22 protein-coding genes are annotated in these 23,354 nt (G+C 67.5%); 6 read left to right on the top strand and 16 right to left on the bottom strand.

Annotated features, from left to right (window positions below):
- Positions 1-24: 24 nt before the first annotated feature.
- The 5 genes from GO592_RS35195 to GO592_RS35215 all read left to right on the top strand — a co-directional run bounded on the left by GO592_RS35195 (position 25) and on the right by GO592_RS35215 (position 4,839).
- On the top strand, positions 25-546 hold the full coding sequence (locus GO592_RS35195; protein WP_007299666.1) for a thioesterase family protein: 522 nt from the start codon (positions 25-27) through the stop codon (positions 544-546).
- A gap of 398 nt (positions 547-944) precedes the next feature.
- Positions 945-1,751, top strand: coding sequence for an enoyl-CoA hydratase-related protein (locus GO592_RS35200; protein ID WP_007299665.1), 807 nt, complete (start codon positions 945-947; stop codon positions 1,749-1,751).
- Between the two features lie 89 nt (positions 1,752-1,840).
- The gene (locus GO592_RS35205) at positions 1,841-2,977 is read left to right on the top strand and encodes an acyl-CoA dehydrogenase family protein (protein WP_007299664.1); all 1,137 of its coding nucleotides are present in this window, start codon (positions 1,841-1,843) and stop codon (positions 2,975-2,977) included.
- Positions 2,978-3,006: 29 nt separating this feature from the next.
- A complete protein-coding gene (locus GO592_RS35210) occupies positions 3,007-3,903 on the top strand; it encodes an SDR family oxidoreductase (RefSeq protein WP_007299663.1) in 897 nt (298 codons plus the stop codon).
- 72 nt (positions 3,904-3,975) lie between these two features.
- On the top strand, positions 3,976-4,839 hold the full coding sequence (locus GO592_RS35215; protein ID WP_007299662.1) for a PaaI family thioesterase: 864 nt from the start codon (positions 3,976-3,978) through the stop codon (positions 4,837-4,839).
- Here the strand turns inward: GO592_RS35215 and GO592_RS35220 are convergent.
- The 15 genes from GO592_RS35220 to GO592_RS35290 form a co-directional block, all read right to left on the bottom strand.
- Positions 4,799-6,328: an acyl-CoA synthetase gene (locus GO592_RS35220; RefSeq protein ID WP_007299661.1), complete on the bottom strand. Its 1,530-nt coding sequence runs from the start codon at positions 6,326-6,328 to the stop codon at positions 4,799-4,801. The two genes, GO592_RS35215 and GO592_RS35220, sit on opposite strands and share 41 nt — an antisense overlap.
- Positions 6,329-6,364: 36 nt before the next feature.
- Positions 6,365-7,399, bottom strand: coding sequence for a phosphotransferase family protein (locus GO592_RS35225; protein ID WP_039952440.1), 1,035 nt, complete (start codon positions 7,397-7,399; stop codon positions 6,365-6,367).
- Between the two features lie 36 nt (positions 7,400-7,435).
- Positions 7,436-8,287 carry an enoyl-CoA hydratase/isomerase family protein gene (locus GO592_RS35230; protein WP_050998682.1) on the bottom strand — a complete coding sequence of 284 codons (852 nt, stop codon included), beginning with the start codon at positions 8,285-8,287 and terminating at the stop codon, positions 7,436-7,438.
- Between the two features lie 5 nt (positions 8,288-8,292).
- Positions 8,293-9,102, bottom strand: coding sequence for an enoyl-CoA hydratase/isomerase family protein (locus GO592_RS35235; protein WP_007299658.1), 810 nt, complete (start codon positions 9,100-9,102; stop codon positions 8,293-8,295).
- 81 nt (positions 9,103-9,183) lie between these two features.
- Complete coding sequence (locus tag GO592_RS35240; protein ID WP_007299657.1) at positions 9,184-10,374, bottom strand: CaiB/BaiF CoA transferase family protein; 1,191 nt, start codon at positions 10,372-10,374, stop codon at positions 9,184-9,186.
- Positions 10,375-11,346, bottom strand: coding sequence for an EamA family transporter (locus tag GO592_RS35245; RefSeq protein ID WP_007299656.1), 972 nt, complete (start codon positions 11,344-11,346; stop codon positions 10,375-10,377). It abuts the gene before it with no gap.
- A 5-nt stretch (positions 11,347-11,351) separates the two neighbouring features.
- Entirely contained in the window at positions 11,352-12,137 is a 786-nt protein-coding gene (locus GO592_RS35250; protein WP_007299655.1) for an enoyl-CoA hydratase-related protein, read from the bottom strand.
- A gap of 116 nt (positions 12,138-12,253) precedes the next feature.
- Positions 12,254-13,111 carry a 1,4-dihydroxy-2-naphthoyl-CoA synthase gene (menB, locus tag GO592_RS35255; RefSeq protein WP_007299654.1) on the bottom strand — a complete coding sequence of 286 codons (858 nt, stop codon included), beginning with the start codon at positions 13,109-13,111 and terminating at the stop codon, positions 12,254-12,256.
- A gap of 105 nt (positions 13,112-13,216) precedes the next feature.
- A complete protein-coding gene (locus tag GO592_RS35260) occupies positions 13,217-13,975 on the bottom strand; it encodes an SDR family NAD(P)-dependent oxidoreductase (protein ID WP_007299653.1) in 759 nt (252 codons plus the stop codon).
- A gap of 38 nt (positions 13,976-14,013) precedes the next feature.
- Complete coding sequence (locus tag GO592_RS35265; RefSeq protein ID WP_007299652.1) at positions 14,014-14,937, bottom strand: hydroxymethylglutaryl-CoA lyase; 924 nt, start codon at positions 14,935-14,937, stop codon at positions 14,014-14,016.
- 19 nt (positions 14,938-14,956) lie between these two features.
- On the bottom strand, positions 14,957-16,195 hold the full coding sequence (locus GO592_RS35270) for an acetyl-CoA hydrolase/transferase family protein (protein WP_007299651.1): 1,239 nt from the start codon (positions 16,193-16,195) through the stop codon (positions 14,957-14,959).
- On the bottom strand, positions 16,195-17,388 hold the full coding sequence (locus GO592_RS35275; RefSeq protein WP_007299650.1) for a thiolase family protein: 1,194 nt from the start codon (positions 17,386-17,388) through the stop codon (positions 16,195-16,197). The genes GO592_RS35270 and GO592_RS35275 overlap by 1 nt, the downstream gene beginning before the upstream one ends.
- A complete protein-coding gene (locus GO592_RS35280; protein WP_007299649.1) occupies positions 17,388-18,137 on the bottom strand; it encodes an SDR family NAD(P)-dependent oxidoreductase in 750 nt (249 codons plus the stop codon). Before GO592_RS35280 ends, GO592_RS35275 begins: the two co-directional genes overlap by 1 nt.
- A complete protein-coding gene (locus tag GO592_RS35285) occupies positions 18,137-19,303 on the bottom strand; it encodes an acyl-CoA dehydrogenase family protein (protein WP_007299648.1) in 1,167 nt (388 codons plus the stop codon). Before GO592_RS35285 ends, GO592_RS35280 begins: the two co-directional genes overlap by 1 nt.
- 71 nt (positions 19,304-19,374) lie before the next feature.
- Positions 19,375-20,454: an acyl-CoA dehydrogenase family protein gene (locus GO592_RS35290; protein ID WP_007299647.1), complete on the bottom strand. Its 1,080-nt coding sequence runs from the start codon at positions 20,452-20,454 to the stop codon at positions 19,375-19,377.
- A gap of 117 nt (positions 20,455-20,571) precedes the next feature.
- Here GO592_RS35290 and GO592_RS35295 point away from each other — a divergent pair, with 117 nt between their 5' ends.
- Entirely contained in the window at positions 20,572-21,333 is a 762-nt protein-coding gene (locus GO592_RS35295) for a FadR/GntR family transcriptional regulator (RefSeq protein ID WP_007299646.1), read from the top strand.
- A 64-nt stretch (positions 21,334-21,397) separates the two neighbouring features.
- Here the strand turns inward: GO592_RS35295 and GO592_RS35300 are convergent, their stop codons facing one another.
- A complete protein-coding gene (locus GO592_RS35300; protein WP_007299645.1) occupies positions 21,398-23,353 on the bottom strand; it encodes an AMP-binding protein in 1,956 nt (651 codons plus the stop codon).
- Position 23,354 lies beyond the last annotated feature (1 nt).

A 23,354-nucleotide genomic window follows, 5' to 3' on the forward strand; every position in this document is an offset into this window, starting at 1 on the left:
GTTAACGATCGTTATTGTGGACCGATGACGTCACCAGCCGGAATCCCTTCATACCTCCAGGTGGTTGCCCTGCCCCGCGAGTGCGGGCCCGTACTCGTTCCGTCCGCCTACGAGGACGAGAACGGCCACATGAACATCCGCCACTATTTCGACCTCGAGGCGCAGGCGATCGCGGAAGTGTTCGATCGGATGGGCATCACCGACGACTACCGCACCACCCGTGGCCAGGGGTTCTTCACCGCGGAGCATCACATCCGCTACTACGCGGAGGTCCACGTCGGCGACCGCGTGTCGGTGCACGCTCGGATCGTCGAACGCTCGGACAAGGTCGTCCACGCGATGGCGTTTCTCGTCGACGACACCACCGAACGCCTCGCGAGCACCCTCGAGGTCACCGCAACACACGTCGACCTCACCAGCCGCCGAGTGGTCCCGTTCGCGGTCGACGTCGCGGACGCCGTCGACCGGGAACTGGCACGCACCGACGTCGACTGGCCCGCCCCGGCGTGCGGCGCGATGGGCGTCCGCGCCAGGGCCGCGCGGTGACGGCGCAGGGCTGACGGCTCCCGCGAGGCATCGACGCTCACCTTCTCGGTTCCCGCACTCGCTGTGGGCGCCGACAGGGGGTGCGTGAGCACGGAAGTAGTGCGCCTACCGCAGAACATCCACCCAATTACGTTCGTAATCCACCACATTCAGCACGCAAGAACGTCCTGGAGCCCCGGGAGCCCATCGCGGCCCGCCACACGGGCTCCACGCGGTCGATTTTCGCCGAATCCCATTTTGTGCAGAAAAGAACGAAACCATCGCCGCAGGTAGAAGCATTTTTCGCACTCCCCCTTGAAAACGCTCGTTATCAGCGCTACCTTCGTCATAAGGTAAGACCAAAAGAACGTCGCGGGCGGCTCACGCTCCGCGGGCAACAGGAAAGGACCAACAGGTCGATGAGTGACTTCACGAGTGACTTCACGGATGTGACGTACGAGGTCGAGAACGGACTTGCCTGGATCACGATCAACCGGCCCGAGCGGTACAACGCGTTCCGTGCGCGGACGGTCGACGAGTTGGTGAAGTCGTTCAAGAAGGCGTGGGGCAGCTCCGAGGTCGGGGCGATCGCGCTCACCGGCGCCGGCGAGAAGGCGTTCTGCTCGGGCGGCGACCAGAAGCAGCGGATGGAGACCGGCGACTACGGCCCGTCCGACAGCGGCCTGTTCGAGGTCGAGTCTCTACACCGCGTGCTCCGCGACGTGCCAAAGCCCGTGATCGCCGCGGTCAACGGTGTCGCGGTCGGTGGCGGCCACGTGCTGCACCTGCTATGCGATCTGTCCATCGCCGCCGACCACGCGATCTTCGGCCAGAACGGACCGCGCGTGGGATCGTTCGACGCCGGACTCGGCACCGGATACCTGGCGCGGGCCATCGGCGAGAAGCGGGCACGTGAGATCTGGTTCCTGTGCCGCCGCTACAGCGCCGAGCAGGCCCTCGACTGGGGGTTGGTCAACAAGGTGGTGCCCGGTGACCAGATGCGGGCTGAGGTCCGGGCGTGGGCAGACGAGATTCTGCAGCTCTCGCCGACGTCGCTGAAGGTGCTCAAGCAGTCACTCAACGCCGACACCGAGCACTTCATCGCACAGGGCAACATGGCCTACTCGACGCTCAAGCTGTTCGGTGAGTCCGCCGAGGCCATCGAGGGAATCAGCGCGTTCAACGAGAAGCGCAAGCCCGACTTCTCCAAGTTCCGCGGGGCCTAACCGTTCGGGGAGGCGGGGCGTACGCGCCTCGCCTCCCGCCCGCGCGTAGACCCCACCCCCTCCCCTCACGCGAGAGAGCAGCCGCAGCAATGCGTTTCACCAGAGAGCAACAGGAGTTCGCGGTTGCCGTCCGCGAATTTTGCGCCGCCGAATGCAAGACCCTCCAGCAACGCGACCTGCTGACCGACGGCGGCACACTGGCGAACAGCCCCCTCATCCTCGACAAGTTCGCCGGCCTCGACTGGCTCGCCGTCTCGCTGCCGGAGGAATACGGCGGAGGCGGCGCCGGAATGGTCGAGGAATGCATCTTCCTCGAGGAATCCGCCCGCGGCCTCGCACCCATTACCGCCTACTCCACCGGTCTCACCGCCGCGCAGACCTATCTTCGCTACGGCACCGAGGAGCAGAAGCACACCATCGTCGGCAACATGGCCGCCGGCAAGCTCGAGGCGATCGCCCTCAGCGAGCCCGGCGCCGGCTCCGATCTCGGGGGCGTCCGGATCAAGGCGGAACTGGTCGACGACCACTACGTCATCAACGGGCAGAAGACCTGGATCTCCGCGGCACACATCGCCGAGCACATCCTCCTCCTGGCCCGGACCGACTCCTCCGGCAACAAGCACCAGGGCCTGACCCTGTTCATGGTGCCGGCCGATGCTCCGGGCCTCGAGATCCGCGAAATCCAGACCATGGAGGCCCGGACCTGCAACGACCTCTACTTCACCGACGTCGCGGTCCCGGTGAGCGCGGTCGTCGGCACACCGAACCAGGCGTGGCGCCATCTGATGCGCGGACTGAGCGTCGAACGGCTCATCATCGCGACGATGGCACTGGGCGGCGCCCAGCGTTCGCTCGACGATTTAATCGCGTTCGTCACCGAACGTGAGCAGTTCGGCCAGAAGATCAGCAGCTTCCAGGCCATCCGGCATCGGATCGCGGACCTCGCCACGGAGATCGCCTTCGCGAAGTCCTTCGTGTACGAGGTGGCCGAGCGGATCGACGCGGGCGAGGAAGACAACCTCAACCGCGAAGGGTCGATGGCCAAGCTGAGGTGTACCGAGATCGCGAAGAAGACCGCACTCGAGGCGATGCAGATGATGGGCGGCTACGGCTACACCCGCGAATACGGCATGGAGGAACAGGTCCGCCGCTCCCTGGCGCCGCCGATCTACGGCGGCACCAACGAGATTCAGCGCGAGATCATCAGCAAGAGCCTGGGCCTGTAGCCCACGTTCCCGACCACTAGGACCAGCGCATGACCACTTCTCCCTTCGCGTCCGACGCCCTCGCGGGCAAGCGGGTGCTCATCACCGGCGGCGGCACCGGACTCGGTCGCGGCGTCGCCCGCCACCTCGTCGACCACGGCGCCGAAGTACACCTGTGGGGCCGCCGGCCCGCCGTCCTCGAAGAGGCCGCCGCGGAGGCATCCGTCTCCCGACCGGGCTCGGTGCACTGGCAGACCGTCGACGTCCGCAACGCCGACCTCGTGTCGTCCGCCATGGACGAGATCTGGGCGCTGCACGGCCCCCTGACCGGCGTGATCAACAACGCCGCAGCGAACTTCATCGCCCCCACCGAATCGCTCAGCCCGCGCGCCTTCGAAGCCGTCACGTCGACGGTGATGAACGGGTCGTTCAACACCACCCACGCCGCGGGCCGCCGCTGGATCGAAGGCGGAACCAAGGGCGTCGTCCTGTCGACCCTCACCACCTGGGTGTGGAGCGGCTCGGCGTTCGTCGTCCCGTCCGCGATGGCGAAGGCCGCCGTGCACTCGATGACGATGTCGCTCGCCGTCGAATGGGCGCGGTACGGCATCCGGCTCAACGCCCTGGCCCCCGGACCGATCCCGACGGACTACGCGTGGGAGATGCTCAACCCCACCGAGAAGAGTGCCGTCGGCGCCACCCAGGCCGACCAGGTGCCGATGGGCCGGATGGGCACCATGGAGGAACTCGCCAATCTGACCATCTTCCTGCTGTCGGACGCCTGCGACTACCTCACCGGCCAGACCATCGCCATGGACGGCGGCCAGATGCTGGCCGGCCCCGGTACTTTCGCCGGACTGACGTCGATGAGCAACGAGGACTGGTCCGCCGCCCGGGAAAAGAGCAAGGCCGCCAGCGAAGCAGCCAAGGCCCAGCGCGGCGTCTGACCTACACATCAGGGAGGCCTGCCGACGGACTCGCGTCCGTCGGCAGGCCTTCGCCGTCTGTCCAGGAGGGACATGACCATCGAGGACGTCACCGCACTCCCATTCATCGCATCCGGTGCCGAAGCACTGTTCCGGGTAGCACCCGTCACCGGCGACGCCAATCACGGCACGTCCGTGATGACGACCGGACCGTGGATGGCCGATGAGCGAGGGATGCCGTGCCGCGGCGCTGTCGGTGTCCTGATCGACGACGTGACGGGGTACCCCATCACCGCCCGCGCCCCGGCCGGGCACTGGTCCGTCACGACGGAACTTCACCTCGACTTCTCCCGCAGCCCCGCACTGGACGGTTCTGTCCTGAAGGCGGAAAGCCACATCGTCAGCGTCGATTCGGACGGCGGCCTGGCAACGGGCCGGGTCGTCGACGTGTCCGGACGGGTCGTTGCGCTCGCAAGCGCCCGGCTGCGTTTCGTCTCCGCCGAGATGCCGACAGGTTCGGTGCCCGACGACGTGCGCACCCGAGTGAACGCGAACTCAATCATCGAACTGGTCGGCGCTCACCACCGACGGGACAACGCCGCCGCCGGCCTCGAACTCGAACCGTCGGAATCGCTGCGCAATCCGCTGGGCGACGTCCACGGCGGGGTCCTCCTGTGCGCCTCCGAGATCGCCGGCCACTCCGCGGTGACGCCCGAGGCCGAATTCCAGACGACGTCCATCGCCATGGCGTTCGTGCGGCCCTGCCCGGGCACCGAGCCGATCACCTTCCCCCCGAGTGATCTACCGCGGCCGCACCTTCGCCGTCGTCCAGGTCGCCGGACGCAATCGATCCGGAAAGACCTGCACCACGGCGACGGTCACGTGTCATCGCATATGACCGCCACTGCGCCGGCGGTCAGGCGCCGGTGCCGCTCATGGCACGCAGCTCGTGCTTGAGGACCTTCCCGGTCGTGTTCCGCGGGAGTAGGTCGACGATGCGCAATTCGAGCGGCGACTTGTACCGGGCCAGTGCGGCACCGGCGAACTCTCGCAGCTCCTCCAACTCCAGTCGCGCGCCCGGCACGGGGACGACGACCGCCACCACCCGTTCTCCCCAGCGATCATCGGGGGCGCCGATCACCGCGACCTCGGCGATGGCCGGATGGCCGTACAGCACGCTTTCGACCTCCGCGGGGTAGACGTTCTCGCCACCGCTGATGATCATGTCCTTGAGTCGGTCCGCGATGTAGAAGTAGCCGTCCTCGTCCTGGTAGGCGACGTCACCGGTGCGCAACCAGCCATCCGGGCCGAGTGCGGCGGCAGTTTCCTCGGGCATGTTCCAGTATCCCGGGGTCACGGTGTCGCCGCGCACGCACAGTTCTCCGTGCGCACCGGGCGTCGTCACCACGTTGCCGGTGGCGTCGATCAGCCGGACCTCGTTCAGCATGCCGGCGGTGCCACAGGACCCGAGCTTGTCGAGCGCGCGATCGATGCCCAGGAACGTCGCTCCGGTCGCCGCCTCGGTGAGACCCCAGCACTGGCTGACAGGAATGCCCCGTGCCCCGTACAGCCGCAACATCGGTTCCGGGACAGGCGCTGCACCCGCGACGATGATACGGACGCTGGACAAGTCGGCGGTGTCGAAACGCTCGTGTTTGCTCGTGAACAGCATCATGGCCGGCACCATGAACAACGATGTCACCCGGTGCCGCTCGATGTCGTCGAGCAGTGTCCCCGCGTCGAACTGCTCGTGGACGATGACATGGCCACCGGCCATCAGCGTCGGGAGTGTCATGACGCACATTCCGCCGGAATGGAAGAGTGGCGCCGACGTGAGCGCGACATGCTCGGCGTTGTAGTTCACCGCCAGCATCCAGTTGACGTTGCTGGTCCACAGGTTCCGATGCGTGAGTATCGCACCCTTCGGCCTTCCTGTGGTTCCCGAGGTGTACAGGATCAGGGCGGGCGAATCTGCGTCGACGGCAACTTCCTCGACGTGGCGGGGACGCTGCGTCAGCAGGTCGTCGATTCCTTCCCAGCCGTCCGTGCCCTCGCCGATCCGCAGCCAGCGCTGCACGCCGAGTCCGTCGCGTACCTCGTCGACGGGGGCGGTATGGGCCTCGTCGGCGATGAGCAGGCGGGCGTCGCTGTCCTGAATGTTGTGCGCGAGTTCGCTACCCGTGAACCGGAAGTTGAGCGGCACGAATACCGCGCCGAGCCGTGCGGTCGCGAACAGCGCCACCAGGAACCGGCTGTGGTTGAAACCGACGTAGGCCACGCGGTCGCCCGCGCGGACTTCGCACGCGGCCAGCACATCGGCGAAGCCTTCGATCCGGTTCTGCAGTTCGGCGAACGACAGGGTTTCACCGGCGAAGCTGACCGCCGACCGATCTCCGTCACGCTCGGAGCGGCAACGCAGCCACGTGGCCAGCCCGATCGGATCCATGCACACTTCCCTTCTGAGACGGCCTTGACACAGAGGTCAGACCACGGACGACGCCAGCCCTGCCGCGCGATGGGCGGCGTCGAGGAAGGACCGCACGAGGGCCTCGTCGCGGTAGTACTGATCGCCGACTCCGGCGACGGCGCGGCGGCGCCCGTATTCGTACAGCACCGCCAGCTTCCACAGGGCCAGCGCGGTGTACCAGCTCAGGTTCGACAGGTCGGCGCCGGTGGCGGCCGCGTACCGCTGAGCCAGTTCGTCCCTGGTCGGGTATCCGTCCTCGAGCACGGCGGTGCCGAGGTCCTCGGTCGGTGTGCGTTCCTCCCCCTCGACGGGATACGACGCGAGGAAGTAGCCGAGATCGAACAGCGGGTCGCCGATCGTCGCGAGCTCCCAGTCCAGCACTGCAGCAATACGTCCCGGTGATTCCGGAGCGAGGATGACGTTGCCGATGCGGTAGTCGTTGTGGATGATCGCCGCACCGGATTCGGCGGGCACGGTGGCGCCGAGCCACGCGTCGATGTCTGCGAACTCCGGCGGCGGTGTCCCGTCCTCGGCCGCGACCAGCCCGCCCATGCGGCGCAGGTGACGTTCGTTGAATCCTTCCGGGCGGCCCAGGTCGCCCAGGCCGGCGGCCTGCCAGTCCACCGCGTGCAGTGCGGCGAGCGTGTCGATCAAGGCCTCCCCGATCCGACGTCGATCCGCCGGCGCACTCAGCGCGGACGGGGTCTCGGTGGTGACCACCGGCCCGGCGACGTAGTCCATCACATAGAACGGGACATCGAGCACGTCGCCGGTCTGGCCGACGGCGAGGACGTCCGCCACCGGCACGCCGCTCCCGGCGAGACCGCCGACGAGACGGGCCTCCCGCAGCATGTCGTGGGCGCCCGGTGGAATCGGCGGAGGAGGCGGGCGGCGGACGATCACCTGACGGACCCCGTCCGAAACGAGGAACGTCAGGTTGGAATGTCCGTCGCCTATCCGGGCGGTCGTGAGCGGGCCCTCGGTGATCCCGCGGTCGCGCAGGAACGACTCCAGCGCACCGAGCGTGTCGGGCGTCCATTCCCAGGTCATGCGCTCGCCTCCATCCATGTCGTCATCAGTCGATCCTTACTGGCCGGTGAAGCGTGGCGCCCGCTTCTCCTTGAACGCCGCAAGCGCCTCCGGCATGTCGGCGCCCCGGGTGAGCAGCGCCTGTCCCCGGTTCTCCAACTCCAGGGCCGCCGCATACGACGTCACTTCCTGGTTCCGCTGCAGCGCACGCTTCGACATCCGGACACCGCCTGGCGAATTCGATGCGATCGCCTCGGCCACCGCGACAGCCTCGTCGAACAGGTCCTCGCTCGGCACCACCCGGTTCACCAATCCGATCCGCGCGGCTTCGTCGGCGCCGACGAAACGCGCCGTGTAGGCGATCTCCGCGGCCCGGCCCGGTCCGACGAGCCGGGTGAGCTGCCACGACGTGCCGAGCTCGCCGACAGACAGTCCGACCTTGACGAACGCCGCATTGAACTTCGCGGTGGGCGCCACGAGCCGGATGTCGGCGGCGAGCGCGAGCGCCAGCCCGCCCCCGGACGCGGCACCGTGAATCGCGGCGATCACCGGGAACGGCAGGTGGTGCAGAGCCGCCAGGCCCCCGGTCGCGGTCTCCTGGAACCTGAGGAACTCCCGCACACCCATTTCGGTGATCACGCTGATCTCGTCCAGGTCGAAGCCCGCGCAGAACACGCGATCGCCCGCACCGCGGATGATCAGCGCCCGCGCGTCCGTGTCGCGCAGCGCGTATGCGACGGTGTTGAACTCCTCGAACATCTTCACGACCATCGAGTTCATCCGGTCGGGCCGATTGATCGTGAGGACGACGATCTTGCCCTGCAGCACCTCGAGGGTGAGGGTCTCCAGCTGCGGCGGCACGTAATTGCTCAGCACCGCGGTATTCTCGCGCGTTTCGGTCTGCGTCATCTGGATCACCGTCCCGTGAACGTAGGGCTGCGCTTTTCCTTGAACGCGGCCAGGGCTTCGGGCATGTCGTCGCCGCGAGTGAGCAATGCCTGCCCGCGATTCTCGAGTTCGAGCGCGGCGGCGTACGACGACACTTCCATGTTCGCGTGGAGCGCACGCTTGGACAGCTGCACTCCGGCAGGGGAATTCGCACTGATGAGCCGCGCCATCGCGAGCGCCTCGTCGAGCAGCGACTCGGCGGGAACGACCGCGTTCAGCAGTCCGAGGGACTCGGCCTCCACAGCCTCGATGAAGCGGCCGGTGTAGGCGAATTCGGCTGCGCGTGCCGGGCCGACGAGACGGGGCAGGTGCCACGACGCGCCCAGATCGCCTGCGGACAGACCGATCCGCACAAACGCCGCGTTGAACCGTGCCGCCGGCGAACCGATCCGGATGTCGGCGGCGAGGGACAGGGACAGTCCACCGCCCGCGGCTGCGCCGTTGACCGCCGCGATCACCGGGACGCGGATGCTGCGGATCGCCGAGAGGGCGCGCGCCGCCAATTCCTGCTGGTCCAGCATGCCCATCGGTGTCAGCGACGACAAACCTTCGGCGTCGTCGAGGTCGAATCCGCCGCAGAACGCCTTGCCTGCGCCGGTGAGGATCACGACGCGGAGGTCGTGTTCGTGATCCAGTTGCAGCGCAACCCTCTCCAGTTCGATGAACATGGTGTTCGTCATCGAGTTCATTCGTTCGGGGCGATTCAACGTCACGACGGCGATGCCGGGTTCCGGCCGGTCGAGCGTGAACGTTTCCCATGTCGTGGGCTCGGTCACGAGGTCACTCCTTCTCAATTCGACGATCCCAGTGGTCGCCGCAAGTCTTTTCGTTGTGGTCCGGACACCCGTCCGGCCGGGTCAGGTCCCCGCGGCGGCCTCGCGCACCGCACCCGAGCGCAGCCAGTCTGCGGCGCGGCCAGGGTCGATCCCCCAGTCGGTCAGAATCTCGGTGGTGTGTTCGCCCGGCAACGGCGGACGGCGATCTACTGCGGCCGCAGTGCGGCTGAATCGCGGCGCCGGCGCGGGTTGGACGAGACCGTCGACATCGACGAACGCATCACGGGCGACATGGTGCGGGTGCGACGGCGCCTCGTCGACGTCGAGGACGGGCGATATGCAGGGTGTGAGTCCCTCTCCCGCCTCGAGCCAGTCTGCGAGCGTCCGGCCGCGCACGGCGTCCGCGAAGATCTTCTTCATCTGCGGCCACTGCGATCGGTCGTTCTGCTCCGGGAGGTCGTCCGGGAGATCCAGCAGCGCAACGAGGTCGGCGTAGAAATGCGGTTCCATCGCGCCGACGGCCAACCACTTCCCGTCCGCGGTCTCGTAGGCGTCGTAGTAGGGCGCACCGCTGTCGACGATGTTCGTGCCGCGTTCGGGGTTCCACGTTCCGGTCTGCGCAAACCCGAAGAAGGGCGTCGCGAGGAGTGCGGCCCCCTCGACCATCGAGGCGTCGACCACCTGCCCGAGTCCCGACCGCTGCCGTTCGAACAGCGCCGACAGCAACCCGAACGCGAGGAGCATTCCCCCGCCACCGAAGTCGCCGATCAGACTGAGCGGCGGTGTGGGCGGCTGGCCCTGCCGTCCGATCAACGACAGGGCACCACTGAGCGCGACGTAATTGATGTCGTGGCCGACGTGCTGAGCGAGCGGTCCGTCCTGACCGAAACCGGTCATACGTCCGTAGATCAGCCCGGGATTACGTGCGGCGCAGTCGTCCGGCCCGATGCCGAGTCGCTCAGCGACCCCGGGTCGGAAGCCCTCGATCAAGATGTCGGCGTCCGCTACGAGAGAGAGCACCACCGCGGCGCCGTCCGGATGCTTGAGGTCGACGGCGAGCGAGCGACGTCCGCGGTGCAGCAATTCCGTGCGGAAGTCGGCATTCGGCCCCACCAGTCCCGAACCCGTGGCGCGATCCACGCGAATCACGTCGGCGCCCAGATCGGCAAGGAGCATGGCGCAGAACGGACCCGGCCCGATCGAACCGATTTCGATCACCTTCAAGCCCGACAGCGGCCCGGTGAACGAGCGTTTCGAGTCGTCCCGCACCATCTACCCACCTCCTGTAGATCTTTGGTCTGATAATAATACCTTGGAATCGTTCAGGGAGGAATCCCCCCGCCGTCGCGGCCCGGCGTGTGCACTGACCACCATCACGACCGAGAGCAGTACGACCGTTCCGCCGATGACGAGGACGGGTGTGACTGGCTCGGACAGGACGACCGACCCGAGTGCCACGGCCACCACCGGATTCACATACGTATGGGTGGCCACCAGCGGCAGCGGTGCGTGGTGCAACAGCCACGCGTACGCGGTGAATCCGACGATCGAGCCGAAGACCACGAGGTAACCGAACGCGCCCCACGCGCGCAGTCCGATCTCGCCGTGCAGTCGTTCCCCTGTCGCAACCGACGCGAGCGTCATGGCCGCGCCGGCCGCCAGAAGCTGGTACGTCGCACTGACATACACGTCGTGAGGCAGCCAGATTCGGGGCTTGATCCACGACCCGACCGACCAGGACACACTGGACAATACGATGACCGCCACGCCGACGAGCGGGAGTCCCGCGTGCTCACCGCCGTGCGGCAGCACCAGGACTGCGAGACCGATCAGCCCCACACCGACGCCGGCCAATTCGAGAACCCGTGGACGGTCACCGGACAGCGTGCGGTAGATGCAGATCCACAGCGGCACCATGGCCACGAGGAGCGCCGTCACCCCGGAGGGCACGCCGTGCAGCTGGCCGACCGAGGTCAGGCCGTTCCCGCAGGCGAGCAGCAGCACACCCAGGAACGACGCGCCTGCCGTTTCCCGCCAGGTGAGGTGCAGCCGCCGCCAGCCGCCGCGAAAGGCCAGGAAGGCGGCCATCAACAGAGCGGCGAGGAGGAAGCGTGCACCCATCGAGCCGAGCGGAGGGACCTCGTCGATCACCAGACGGATCGCGAGATAGATCGATCCCCAGATCACATAGACGAGGAACAAGGCAAACGCGATCGCACCCCGCCCGGCACGCGCCGGCGTCATGACGCTCAGGAGAATCGCGGAGCGCGCTTCTCGAGGAAGGCGGTGATGCCCTCCTTCGCCTCTCCGTTCTCGAACAGGTCCTGCTCCTGCGCGACCTCGAACCGGAAGCCCTCCTCGAGCGGGGTGTCGAACGACGCGTCGACCGTGCGGATGACGGCGCGCTGCGCGGGCAGCGACATCGTGCACAGCTCGGCCGCGAGCGCCTGCGCGGCATCCGTGGCGGTGCCCGCGTCGACGAGCCGGTCGATCAGGCCGATCGCATGCGCCTCGGCGGCGAGGACCTGACGGGCGCTCAGCATGATGTCCAATGCGCGGCCACGGCCCACGAGACGCGGAAGGCGCTGCGTCCCACCGGCTCCGGGGATGAGGCCGAGCTTGACTTCGGGCAGCCCGAACTTCGCGTCCGCCCCGCCGACCCGGAGGGTGCAGGCCATGGCCAGTTCGAGGCCGCCGCCGAGCGCGAGGCCGTCCACCGCAGCGATCGAGATGCGGTCCGCAGACGCGAGTCGGTCGAGCGCCCCACGGAGTCGATCCCCGTATGCGGTGAACGACTCCGCGTCCACGGACGACATGTGCTTGATGTCCGCGCCGGCCGCGAAGAAGCCCGGAATGTCCGAGCGAACGACGACCACCTTCACCGACCCGTCGGCGTCGGCTGCGTCGAGCGCCGCATTCAGGCCGTCGATGATCGGCAACCCGAGCGCATTCGCCGGCCTGCGTTGCAGCGTGATCGTCATGACGCCGGCGTCGACGTCGCTCCACGCGACTGCGGGCGTTGCGGTTTCCGACATGCACACCATCCTTCTCGGTCCAGTCCCATGTGAGCGGCAATGTGCACGCGGGCACACCGTGCCACTCACCTGAGGTATTGCGCCAATCATACTAATTGTTGGACCGAAATGGAAGATCAGGGGCGACGCGGGAACTTCTCGAACTCGGGGCGCCGCTTCGCCTTGTACGCCTCGCGACCCTCCTTCGCCTCCTCCGTCGAGTAGAACAGCAGATTTGCGTCGTGAGCGAGCTGCTGAATGCCGGCCATCCCGTCCTCGGCGGCGTTGAAGCTCGCCTTCATGAGCCGCAGCGCGAACGGCGACAGCTGGAGCATCTCGCGGCACCACTGCACGGTTTCCCGCTCCAGGTCGGCGAGCGGGACAACGGTGTTGACCAGCCCCATCTCCCGCGCCTGCTGTGCGTCGTACTGACGGCACAGGAACCAGATCTCCTTGGCCTTCTTCACCCCGACGAGTTCGGCGAGCAGCCCCGCACCGTAGCCACCGTCGAACGACCCGACCTTCGGTCCGACCTGACCGAACCGGGCGTTGTCCGCGGCGATGGACAGGTCGCAGACCAGGTGCAGAATGTGGCCGCCGCCGATCGCGTAGCCGGCGACCATGGCCACCACCGGCTTCGGCAGGCGCCGGATCTGAATCTGCAGGTCGGTGACGTGGAAACGGCCGACACTGCCCGACTTCCCCGGTTCGGTGAGGTAGCCGGTATCCCCGCGCACCCGCTGATCGCCACCCGAGCAGAACGCGTCGGGGCCCTCGCCGGTCAGCACGATGACGCCGACCGAGGAGTCCTCGCGGGCATCGACCAGGGCCTCGGAGATTTCCATCAGCGTCTGCGGACGGAACGCGTTGTGCACCTCCGGCCGGCAGATCGTGATCTTCGCGATCCCGTCGCCGCTGTGCTCGTATCGGATGTCCTCGAACTCCCCCACTGCCGTCCAGGACACGAAATCCGTTGAATCACCGTTGTTCGTCATGATTCGATCATAGGCACATGTGCAAACGATCGTTATCAAGAGAGCCCGCGAAACAGCGAAAGGTGCGGCCCGGAATCCGGGCCGCACCTTCGGAATCGCCGCCGATCAGGACATCGTCAGGCCACCGCTGACGGACAGGGTCTGTCCGGTGACGAATTCTGCTGCATCGGACGCGAAGTACGCGACCGCGGCGCCGATGTCCTCGGCCTGCCCGAGCCGCTTCATCGGCACGGCACGGGTCATGCCGCCGATCACCTTGTCGGCGTCCTGGCCGGAGGTGTCCGCGAACTTGCGCAGCGCGGGGGTGTCGGTCGGGCCGGGGCACACCGTGTTCGCGGTGACACCCTTGGTCGCGACCTCACGGGCGAGGGTCTTGGTGAAGGCGATGATGCCGCCCTTGGCACCCGAGTAGACGGCCTCGAGCGACGAGCCGACGCGGCCGGCGTCCGAACCGATGTTGATGACCCGGCCGAAGCCGCGCTCGACCATGCCCGGGACGGTCGCCTGGATGACCCGCAGCTGGCCCTTGAAGTTGATGTCGAGGATCCGGTCCCAGAACGCCTCGTCGGTCTTCAGGAACGGCATGAAGTCGTCCCAGCCGGCGTTGTTGACGACGATCTCGACCGGGCCGAACTGCTCGGCGACCTGCTTCACCGCGGCCTGCACGGACGCGGTGTCGGTGACGTCGACGGGCACGGCGATCGCCTGGCCGCCGGCGTCGCGGATACCGGCGGCGGTCTCCTCGGCGACCTCTAGGTTGAGGTCGGCCACCGCGACGCGGAAGCCCGCTGCCCCGAGGGCGTCGGAGATGCCCTTGCCGATGCCCTGTGCACCGCCGGTTACGAATGCGACTCGATTACTCATGTTCTACTCCGTCTTGTGGTGTTCGTGGTGGAAAGCGGTCAGCGCGGGCTCGCGGCCCATTCGATGGGGCCCGCGACGATCGAGTGACTGGTGAGCTTGCGGCCGAGCACTGTCTGAGCTTCGCGCGCGGCCTCGATGACCCGGGGAAGGTCGAGACCCGTCTCGACGCCCATCTCGTGGAACATGCTCACCAGATCCTCGGTGGCGATATTGCCCGTCGAGCCCGCAGGAACGGGGCAGCCGCCCAGCTCACCGAAGCTCGATTCGAAGCTCGCGCAACCTGCTTCGAGTGCAGCGTACGCGTTGGCGAGGCCCTGACCACGCGTGTTGTGGAAGTGCGCGGTCACCTCGACGCCGGGCAGCCGGTCGAGCGCCGCCGCGAAGAATTCCGACGCGTACGCCGGATTGCACATGCCCGTGGTATCGCCGAATCCGATCTCGGTGACGCCGGCCTCGGCGAACCGTTCGGCCAGGTCGAGCACGCGTCCCAGGTCGACCTTGCCCTCGAACGGGCAACCGAACGACGTCGCGATCACCGCGGCGCAGTCGAGTCCCTCGGCGACGATTCGCTTGGCCATGACGTCGTTGTCGGCCATCGTCTCGTCGACCGTGCGGTTGACGTTCTTCTTGTTGTGGGTCTCCGACCCGCTGACGAAGATCGCGACCTCGTGGAACTTGTCGCGCACCTTCAGTGCGTTGTCCAGCCCCTTGCTGTTGGGGACGAGCACCATCAGTTTGGTGTCGTCGGGTACGTCGATGCGACCGAGTACCTCCACCCCGTCCGCCAGTTGGGGGATCACGTCCGGCCGCACGAAACTGGCGACCTCGATCCGGGTGAACCCCGCCCGTCCCAGAGCGTCGATCAACCGCACCTTGTCGTCGGTCGGGATGTGCTCCGGTTCGTTCTGGAAGCCGTCACGCGGTCCGACCTCCCGGATCTGGACCCGCTGCGGACGTGCCATGGCGTTGACTCCTTTCCCCTCACTCCGTTGCGGACGCAAGGTCGTACTCCTCGAGATCGAATTCCAGCCTTTCGCGGTGCTCGGGTGCCGCCACGGCGATCATGCGCCGCGCACGCTCCCCGAGGGAACATCCGCGCAGTGCCGCGGCACCGTGTTCGGTGACCACGAAATCCACGTCGGCGCGGGCGGTGGTGACCGCGCCGTATTCCAAAGCAGTCTTGATCGTCGACTCCCCACGCGAATCCGCGCGCATCGCGATGATCGAGCGGCCGCCGGTCATCGCCGCGGCCCGGGAGAAGTCCACCTGGCCCCCGACGGCACCGGCGTAGGTCGTGTTGCGCAGTTCCGCGCCGACCTGCCCGGTCAGATCCACCTCGATCGCCGAGTTGATCGACACGAACGACCGCAGCTGCGAGAGGACCTGCGGCGCATGGGTGTAGCTCGCCGGACGGAAGGCCACCGGAAGACCCGGAAGCCTGTCGTACAAGACCGCCGTTCCGAGCGCGGCGCCCGTCACGTGCAACCCAGGGTCGATCTCCTTGCGCGCCCCGGTCAGCACGCCCCGGTCGATCAATCGGAGCGCCCCGTCGGAGATCATGCCGGAATGCATCCCGAGGTCCTTGTGACCCTCGAGAGCGGTGAGGACGGCGGACGGCAGCGTCCCGACACCGATCTGGATCGTGTCTCCGTCCGCCACGAGTTCGGCGACGTTCCGCGCGATCGCCAATTCCACCGCGGCCGGCTCACGGTCCGGCGCGTCGAGCAACGGCCGGTCGGTTTCCATCACCGCAGCGAACCGCGACAACGGAATTCGTGGTGCGCCGAGTGTGACGGGCATGCGCCGGTTGATCTCGGCGATGAGAACCGGTGTGTGGTCGAGGGCGTCCGCGATGTAGTCGACACCGACCCCGAGCGAGCAGTTCCCGGCCGAGTCCGGCGGTGACACCTGCACGAACCCGACGTCGCACGGGAGCCGCCGTTCGGCGAACAGCCGCGGCAGCGCCCCATAGTGGCAGGGCACGACCTCGAGACGGGCGAGGCGGCGCAGTTCGCCGAGGCCACCGTAGGAGACGACGGAGAGTTCGTCGGGCAACTCGCTCGTCAACCGGCGATTCCAGGTCAGTCCCACGAACGCCCGGACCGGGCCGATCGACGACACCTGGTCGAGCAGGGCGTGGACGAGCGGAGTGGGTTCCGCACTCGTCTGGCTCCACCAGATTCCGTCCCCGGGCCGGATGTGCGGCGTCAGGTCGATCATCAGTCGATCCGCTGGATCAGGGTCGCCGTTCCCAGGCCGCCGCCGCAGCACATGGTCACCAGACCGATTTCGGCGTCACGTCGCTCGAGTTCCGCCACGATGGTGGCGATGAGCCGGGCACCGGTCGCACCGACGGGGTGACCGAGCGCGATCGCACCGCCGTTGACGTTGACCCGGTCCATGTCAGGCTTCAGTTCCCGATCCCAAGCCAGGACGACCGAGCTGAATGCTTCGTTGACCTCGAAGAGGTCGATGTCGTTCATGCTCATTCCGTTGCGGTCGAGCAACTTCCGGGTGGCCGGGATCGGACCCGTCAGCATGATGATCGGGTCCACCCCGACGGTGGTCTGATCGAGAATGCGGGCCCGGGCCTGCAGTCCGTGCGCGTCGACGGCCTCGCGGGAAGCGAGCAACACGCCGGCCGCCCCGTCCGAGATCGGCGACGAACTGCCCGCCGTGATCCGGCCGTTCTCCCGGAACGCCGTCTTCAGCCCGGCCAGGCTGTCGAGGCTCGTTCCGGGGCGGAGGGTCTGGTCGGTGGACCGGGTCTCGCCCGCGAGGTCGAGGGGGATCATCTCGGCGTCGAAACGGCCCGCCTCGATGGCCTCGGTCGCCAGACGATGGGAGCGGACGGCGAACTCGTCCATCTCCTGCCGGGAGATCTCCCACCGGTCCGCGATGAGTTCGGCACTCTCGCCCTGGTTCACGAAGTCGTACCGGTCGCGCAGCGCTTCCGGCCACGGGTCGCCGTACAGTTCGGAGATCTTGGCCGGTGAGTTCATCGGCACGTGACCCATGTGTTCGACACCGCCGGCCACGACGACGTCGTGGGTGCCGGAACCGACCAGGGCGGCGCCCATCTCGACGGCCGTCTGGGCGGATCCGCAGCGGCGGTCCAGGACGACGGCCGGGACCTCCGGCGGGTAGCCGGCCTGCAACCAGGCGTTGCGGCCGATGTTGCGGGACTGCTCGCCGAACGGTGCGGTGCACCCGATCACGAGGTCCTCGACCATCGCCGGAGCCAGTCCGCTGCGGCGGATCAGTTCCGTGTACACCGCGCCGAGCATGTCGTTGGGATGGGTGTCGCGGAACCAGCCGCGGTCGGGGTGCGACTTGCCCATGGGGGTGCGCGCTGCTTCCGCGATGATCACCTCGCGGGAGGAACGCCGGAAGGGGTTGCGCTTCTCAGCCATCAGATCACCGTCCCGCCGTCGACGGGCAGCACCTGGCCTGTGATGTACGCCGCACCGTCGGACGCGAAGAACACGAAGCTGGACGAGATCTCGTCCGGTTCCGCCCAGCGGCCCAGCGGGATCCGCGCCAGCGTCTTGGCGGCGAGCTTTTCGTTGCTTCGGATGTTCTCCGTCATCTTGGTGGCGGCGAGCGGCGCGAGCGCGTTGACCGTCACCTGCTTCTTGGCGAGTTCACGCGCCAGCGACTTCGTGAGACCGATGATGCCCGCCTTCGCGGCACCGTAGTTGGCCTGCCCGATGGTGCCCACCAGGCCGGCCGCGGAGGTCACGTTGATGATCCGCCCGCTGCCGTCGGTGGGCAGGTACGGGAGGACGGCCTTGCTGCAGACGAAACTGCCGACGAGGTGAATGTCGACGATGCGGCGGAAGTCGTCTTCTTCGAGGTTCGGGAACATTGCGGGCGCGATGGCACCGGCGTTGTTGACCAGGATGTTGAGCGTGCCGTCGTTCAGGGCGGCGGCCTGTTCCGCCGCCGCGGCCGCCGCCTCGCCGTCGCGGACGTCGAGAGCCGCGGATTTCGCCGAACCGCCGGCCGCGGTGATCCCCGCGGCCACGGCCGCAGCGGCGTCGCCGTCGACGTCGGTGACGAGCACGGCCGCACCTGCTCGCGCGTAGGCCTGCGCGACCGAGGCACCGATGCCGCTGCCGGCCCCGGTCACGAGGGCGGATTTGCCGGTGAGTTCGAACATCAGTAGCTCCTGGGAAGGCCGAGGACGTGCTCGCCGAGGTAATTGAGAACCATCTCCTGGCTGAGCGGAGCGATCTTGGTCAGGCGGGCTTCACGGAAGTACCGGGCCACGTGGTACTCCTCCGAGTAGCCCATGCCGCCGTGAGTCTGCAGGGCGCGGTCCGCGGCCTGGAAACCGGCGTCGGCGCAAAGATATTTGGCCATGTTGGCCTCGCGGGCGCAGGGCTTCCCGTTGTCGTAGAGCCACGTCGCCTTGCGCAGGATGAGTTCCGCGGCGTCGAGTCGGGCGAGCGAATCGGCGAGCGGGAACTGCAGTCCCTGATTCATGCCGATCGGGCGGCCGAATACCTCACGTTCGTTGGCGTACTGGACGCCGCGGCGCAGGGCGGCCCGGCCGATGCCGAGGGCCTCCGAGGCGACGAGCATGCGCTCCGGGTTGAGGCCGTCGAGGATGTACCGGAAGCCCTTGCCTTCCTCGCCGACGCGGTCCTCGACGGGGATCTCGAGGTTGTCGATGAACAGTTCGTTCGACGTGACCGCGTTACGCCCCATCTTCTTGATCGGGCGGATGTCGATCTTCGAGCGGTCCAGGTCGGTGAGGAAGAGTGTCAGACCGTCCGTCTTCTTCTTCGCGTCCTCGAACTTCGTGGTGCGGGTGAGAAGCAGGATCTTCTCCGACTCCATCGCCTTCGAGATCCAGACCTTACGGCCGTTGACGATGTACTTGTCGCCCTCGCGTCGCGCGAACGTGGTGATCTTGGTGGTGTCGAGGCCGGCGCCGGGCTCGGTGACACCGAAGCAGACGTGCAGGTCGCCATCCACGATCCGCGGGAGCGTGCGCTGCTTGAGTTCCTCAGAGCCGTGCACGATCACCGGGTGCATCCCGAAGATCGACAGGTGCATCGAACTCGCGCCGTTCATGCCCGCACCGGACGCGGCGACTTCCTCCAGCAGGATCGAGGCCTCGGTGATGCCCATACCGTGCCCGCCGTACGCCTCCGGCGTGGTGATTCCCAGCCAGCCGCCCTTGGCGAACGCGTCGTAGAACTCGGTGGGGAATTCGTGCGCGCCGTCCTTCTCCACCCAGTACTGCTCGTCGAACTTGCCCGCGAGCTCTCGCACCGCATCTCGGATCGTCGCCTGATCCTCGGTCAGATCAAAGTCCACAGCACGTCCCGTCGTCGTTGGTTCCGTTTGGACTTATGTTACAAAAGGACAGACCAAATAGTCAACGGCTGTCAGCCGGTGGCCGGCAGCAGGGGAAGATCGCGCGCAAGGCGCTCGTTCCACACACCCGGTCCGCCGAACAGCTTCTCGTCGAGCTTGGCGCGCTTGTAGTACAGGTGCAGGTCGTGTTCCCACGTGTAGCCGATGGCACCGTGCATCACGAGAGCACTGTCGGCCGCCTGCACCGCACTGCGCGGCACCTGCGCCTTGGCGACCGCGGCATGGATCGCACGGTCGTCGAGGCCGAGATCGACCGACGCCGCGGCGTAGTAGGCGATGGAACGTCCCGCCTCGACGGAGACGAGAATGCCTGCCGCAGCATGCTTCACGGCCTGGAACGACCCAATGGGGACGCCGAACTGGTGGCGCTGCTTGCTGTAATCCACCGCGAGTCGCAGCATGCGGTCCATCGCACCGAGCGAGTCGGCGGCCACGAGCACGGCCGCCCGCAGCCCCGCATCCTCGAGCGCGGCGGACGCGTCGACGTCGAGGCGCTGACCGGCAGCGTTGTCGAACCGGACGTCCGCGGCCGCGCGGGACGGGTCGAGGAGGCGCCGCGGTTCGACGGCGACGCCAGGGTCGTCGACGCGCACGAGATACAGAGCGGCGGTGCCGTCGGGGTCCGCGGCCGGAACGACCAGCAGTTTCGCCCGTTCGGCGCCGAGCACCGTCGCGACACGACCGGTCAGTGCCCCGGCCTCGCCGACGCGTACCGAGTCGGTGAAACCGAACGGACGGGTCGCGTCGACGGCGACCGCGGCGAACCCGCCCCCGGCCAGCACGTCGGTGGCGACGTCGACGGGCAGCAAGGGTGCCGCGAGAACCGACGCGGTCCAGGCACTCGACGGCGCGGCGTACCGGCCCAGCGTCTCGGCAGTCAATGCCAGTTCGAGCAGACCACCACCCTGACCACCAATTTTCTCGTCGAGACCGGCGGAGAACCAGCCCTCCTCGACAAATTTTTGCTCGAATTCGGCAGGATCTCCCGATTCACCCCACTTGCGGACATTCGCTGGAGCGGCGAACCGTCCAAGCCAGCCGTCGAGGGCTTCGGTGAACATTTCCTGCTCTTCTGACAGTTCCCAGCGCATTCAACTGGTCCTCTCGATGAGACGAAGAATAGGCTGCATGACAAGCGCAGCGAGAACCCAATGGTATATTAGGTCTGACCGTTAGACCAGAGAGGGCGGGGAGTCATGCCACCAGCCGTGCCGAACACCACCCGGAACGGACGTTCCTCCATTCAGTTGACACCGATGGAGGTACCGAAGGCGTCGGACGTCCTTGCCAACGAACTGCGCGAGCGCATCCTCAGCGGCGACTTCGTCGAGGGCACACCGCTGCCACCGGAGCGCGAACTCGTCGTCCAGACGAAGATGAGCCGCACCACGGTGCGCGAGGCCCTGCGCATCCTCGAAGTACAGGGACTCGTCCGCATCAAGGCGGGCCGGGCCGGTGGCGCCTTCGTTCAGCGACCGGGTGAACAGTCCATGGCCGACACGGTGGCACTGCTCATCCGTGGCCGTCAGATCCGCCTCGCCGCCCTGCTCGAGACCCGCGAGGCGATCGAACCGTTCTGCGCACAACTCGCCGCCCGCCACCGCACCGACGAGGATCTCGCGCGACTGGACGCCGCCAACGACGACATCGCCGGAGCAGGCGACGAACTCGACGACTTCCTTCAGGCGAACATCGACTGGCACGTCGCCGTCGCGAGCGCCAGCCACAACGAACTGTTGTCGGGTCTCATGATCTCGCTCTCGCGGGCCATCTACGCCGCGACCGAGAACGAAGGCTTCATCGACGACAAGGTCCGAGAGATCACCGTCAAGGCGCACCGCTCGGTGACCAGGGCAATTCGCGAAAAGGACGCCGAGGCCGCAGTACGACGCATGAGCAGGCACGTCCACTCGTACGCCGAGTCGATCAAGGACTTCGAGCAGCGCACCGACATCCCCCTCGACGAATAGCTTGTCCGTTTCCTGCTTCGACGACGAAGGCCCCACACCGTGCGGTGTGGGGCCTTCGTCGTACTCACGACGCTTCGGCGCTCGCTCCGGCCACCACTGCGCGGATCTCGTCGACGGCCTCCGGGTTCTCGGCACCCGACAGGTCCCCGGGATCGATGTCGAGCGCGGCGGCCCGCACGGCTCGGCGCAGGATCTTCGCCGACCGGGTCTTGGGCAGGCGCGACACCCGGTGAACAGCGCTCGGCGCGAACGGTTTCCCGAGTTCCGCGGCAACGCTGGCGACGAGTTCGGCCGAGATGTCGGTCGCGTCGGCGTCCGCGCGGGGAACCCAGAACGCCCAGACCGCCTCGCCCTTCTTCGGGTCGGGGACACCGACCGCCGCCGCCTCCGACACCGCCGGGTGCGCGGTCAATACGGCCTCGACCTCCGCCGGCGCGAGACGCTTTCCTGCCACGTTCATGACGTCGTCCGACCGGCCACGGATGTACCACTGGCCGTCGTCGTCGACGAGGGCGTAGTCGCCGTGCCGCCACATGCCGGGGAACGTGGACCAATACGCCTCCAGGTAGCGTTCCTCGTCCTTCCACACCCCGCGCGTCATCGACGGCCACGGCTGCCTGCACACGAGTTCGCCCTGTTCCCCGCGCAGGGAGCGTCCCGCGTCGTCGACGACGTCGACGTCCATACCCAGGGACGGACCGCCCAGCGAACAGCTGCGGATCGGCTCCACCGGATACGGGGCGAGGAACGAGCCGCCGACCTCGGTGCCGCCGGAGAAGTTGATGATCGGCACCCGGCCGCCGAACACGTCCCGCGCGAGCCATTCGTACGAGTCCGGGTCCCACGGCTCGCCGGTGGACCCGATCGTGTGCACCGAGGACAGGTCGTACCGTGCCGCGACGTCCGTGTCCCGTCCGCGCAGGGTACGGATCAGCGTCGGTGAGACACCGAGCATCGTCACCCGGTGACGCTGCGCGAGCTGCCACAACCTGTCGGTGTCCGGCACGTCCGGCGAACCTTCGTACAGCACGAGGGTTCCGCCGTTGGCGTGGGTGCCGATGATCGACAGCGGGCCCATGATCCAGCCCATGTCGGTGATCCAGCAGAACACGCCGCCGGGCTTCAGGTCGAACGAGTACGCGACCTCGCTGGCCGTCTTCACGAGGAACCCGGCGTGGGTGTGGACCGCACCCTTCGGCTTGCCGGTCGTACCGGACGTGTAGGCCAGCGCGAACGGCTCGCCCGCGTCCATCGCCTCCACCGGGCCCGGGTCGCCGCCGTTGCCGAGGAGCTTGCCCCAGGAGATGTCGCGGTCGGTGGAATCCACCGGGACGCCGACGTTCTCGACCACGACGACCGACTGCACCGTCGGGCACGAGGCCAGCGCCTCGTCGAGGGCCGGTTTCATCGTGACGGACTTGCGTCGGCGAACCGTTCCGTCCGCGACGATCACCACCTTGGCGTCCGCGTCCTGGATGCGGGACGCGATCGCGCTCGGCGCGAACCCGGAGAACAGCGGAACCAGCACCGCACCGAGCCGCGCGATGGCATACACCGACACGACCGCCTCGGGGATCATCGGCAGGTAGAGGGCGACGGCGTCACCCTTGCCGACGCCGAGTTCCCGCAGTCCGGCCGCGGCCCGCTCGACGTCCGTCGCGAGTTCTCGATACGAGAGGCTGCGGACCGTTCCGTCCTCGGCCTCGTGCGCGACCGCCGTCCGGTCGGCGACCGCGGGGTCGGCGAGCCATTGCTCCAGACAAGCGTCGACGACGTTGGACGTGCCTCCGACGAACCACTCCGGGTACTCGATTCCGCGCGAGGTGTCGAGCACCTCGCGATACGGCGACCGGAACGGCAGCCCGAGGTCACGGACCACGGCATCCCAGTACCACCGCACGTCGGCGACGGAGCGGGCGCGGAGTTCACCCAGGCCGGAGAGACCGTGGGCGCGGGCGAGCCGGGTGACGTTGGCGTTCTCGACGTACTCGTCGGTGGGGCGCCAGGTGTAGTCGGACACG

This window comes from Rhodococcus sp. 21391 (genome assembly GCF_016772255.1).
Classification (GTDB): Bacteria; Actinomycetota; Actinomycetes; order Mycobacteriales; family Mycobacteriaceae; genus Rhodococcus_F; species Rhodococcus_F opacus.

Bases quoted from the DNA above. Each gene is read 5' to 3' on its own strand.
- GO592_RS35215 (WP_007299662.1), top strand. From the start codon at position 3,976: ATGACCATCGAGGACGTCACCGCACTCCCATTCATCGCATCCGGTGCC.
- GO592_RS35205 (WP_007299664.1), top strand. From the start codon at position 1,841: ATGCGTTTCACCAGAGAGCAACAGGAGTTCGCGGTTGCCGTCCGCGAA.
- GO592_RS35250 (WP_007299655.1), bottom strand. From the start codon at position 12,137: ATGTCGGAAACCGCAACGCCCGCAGTCGCGTGGAGCGACGTCGACGCC.
- GO592_RS35275 (WP_007299650.1), bottom strand. From the start codon at position 17,388: ATGGCTGAGAAGCGCAACCCCTTCCGGCGTTCCTCCCGCGAGGTGATC.
- GO592_RS35290 (WP_007299647.1), bottom strand. From the start codon at position 20,454: ATGCGCTGGGAACTGTCAGAAGAGCAGGAAATGTTCACCGAAGCCCTC.
- GO592_RS35210 (WP_007299663.1), top strand. From the start codon at position 3,007: ATGACCACTTCTCCCTTCGCGTCCGACGCCCTCGCGGGCAAGCGGGTG.
- menB (WP_007299654.1), bottom strand. From the start codon at position 13,111: ATGACGAACAACGGTGATTCAACGGATTTCGTGTCCTGGACGGCAGTG.
- GO592_RS35220 (WP_007299661.1), bottom strand. From the start codon at position 6,328: ATGGATCCGATCGGGCTGGCCACGTGGCTGCGTTGCCGCTCCGAGCGT.
- GO592_RS35195 (WP_007299666.1), top strand. From the start codon at position 25: ATGACGTCACCAGCCGGAATCCCTTCATACCTCCAGGTGGTTGCCCTG.
- GO592_RS35270 (WP_007299651.1), bottom strand. From the start codon at position 16,195: ATGATCGACCTGACGCCGCACATCCGGCCCGGGGACGGAATCTGGTGG.
- GO592_RS35280 (WP_007299649.1), bottom strand. From the start codon at position 18,137: ATGTTCGAACTCACCGGCAAATCCGCCCTCGTGACCGGGGCCGGCAGC.
- GO592_RS35265 (WP_007299652.1), bottom strand. From the start codon at position 14,937: ATGGCACGTCCGCAGCGGGTCCAGATCCGGGAGGTCGGACCGCGTGAC.
- GO592_RS35225 (WP_039952440.1), bottom strand. From the start codon at position 7,399: ATGACCTGGGAATGGACGCCCGACACGCTCGGTGCGCTGGAGTCGTTC.
- GO592_RS35240 (WP_007299657.1), bottom strand. From the start codon at position 10,374: ATGGTGCGGGACGACTCGAAACGCTCGTTCACCGGGCCGCTGTCGGGC.
- GO592_RS35200 (WP_007299665.1), top strand. From the start codon at position 945: ATGAGTGACTTCACGAGTGACTTCACGGATGTGACGTACGAGGTCGAG.
- GO592_RS35260 (WP_007299653.1), bottom strand. From the start codon at position 13,975: ATGAGTAATCGAGTCGCATTCGTAACCGGCGGTGCACAGGGCATCGGC.
- GO592_RS35230 (WP_050998682.1), bottom strand. From the start codon at position 8,287: ATGACGCAGACCGAAACGCGCGAGAATACCGCGGTGCTGAGCAATTAC.
- GO592_RS35245 (WP_007299656.1), bottom strand. From the start codon at position 11,346: ATGACGCCGGCGCGTGCCGGGCGGGGTGCGATCGCGTTTGCCTTGTTC.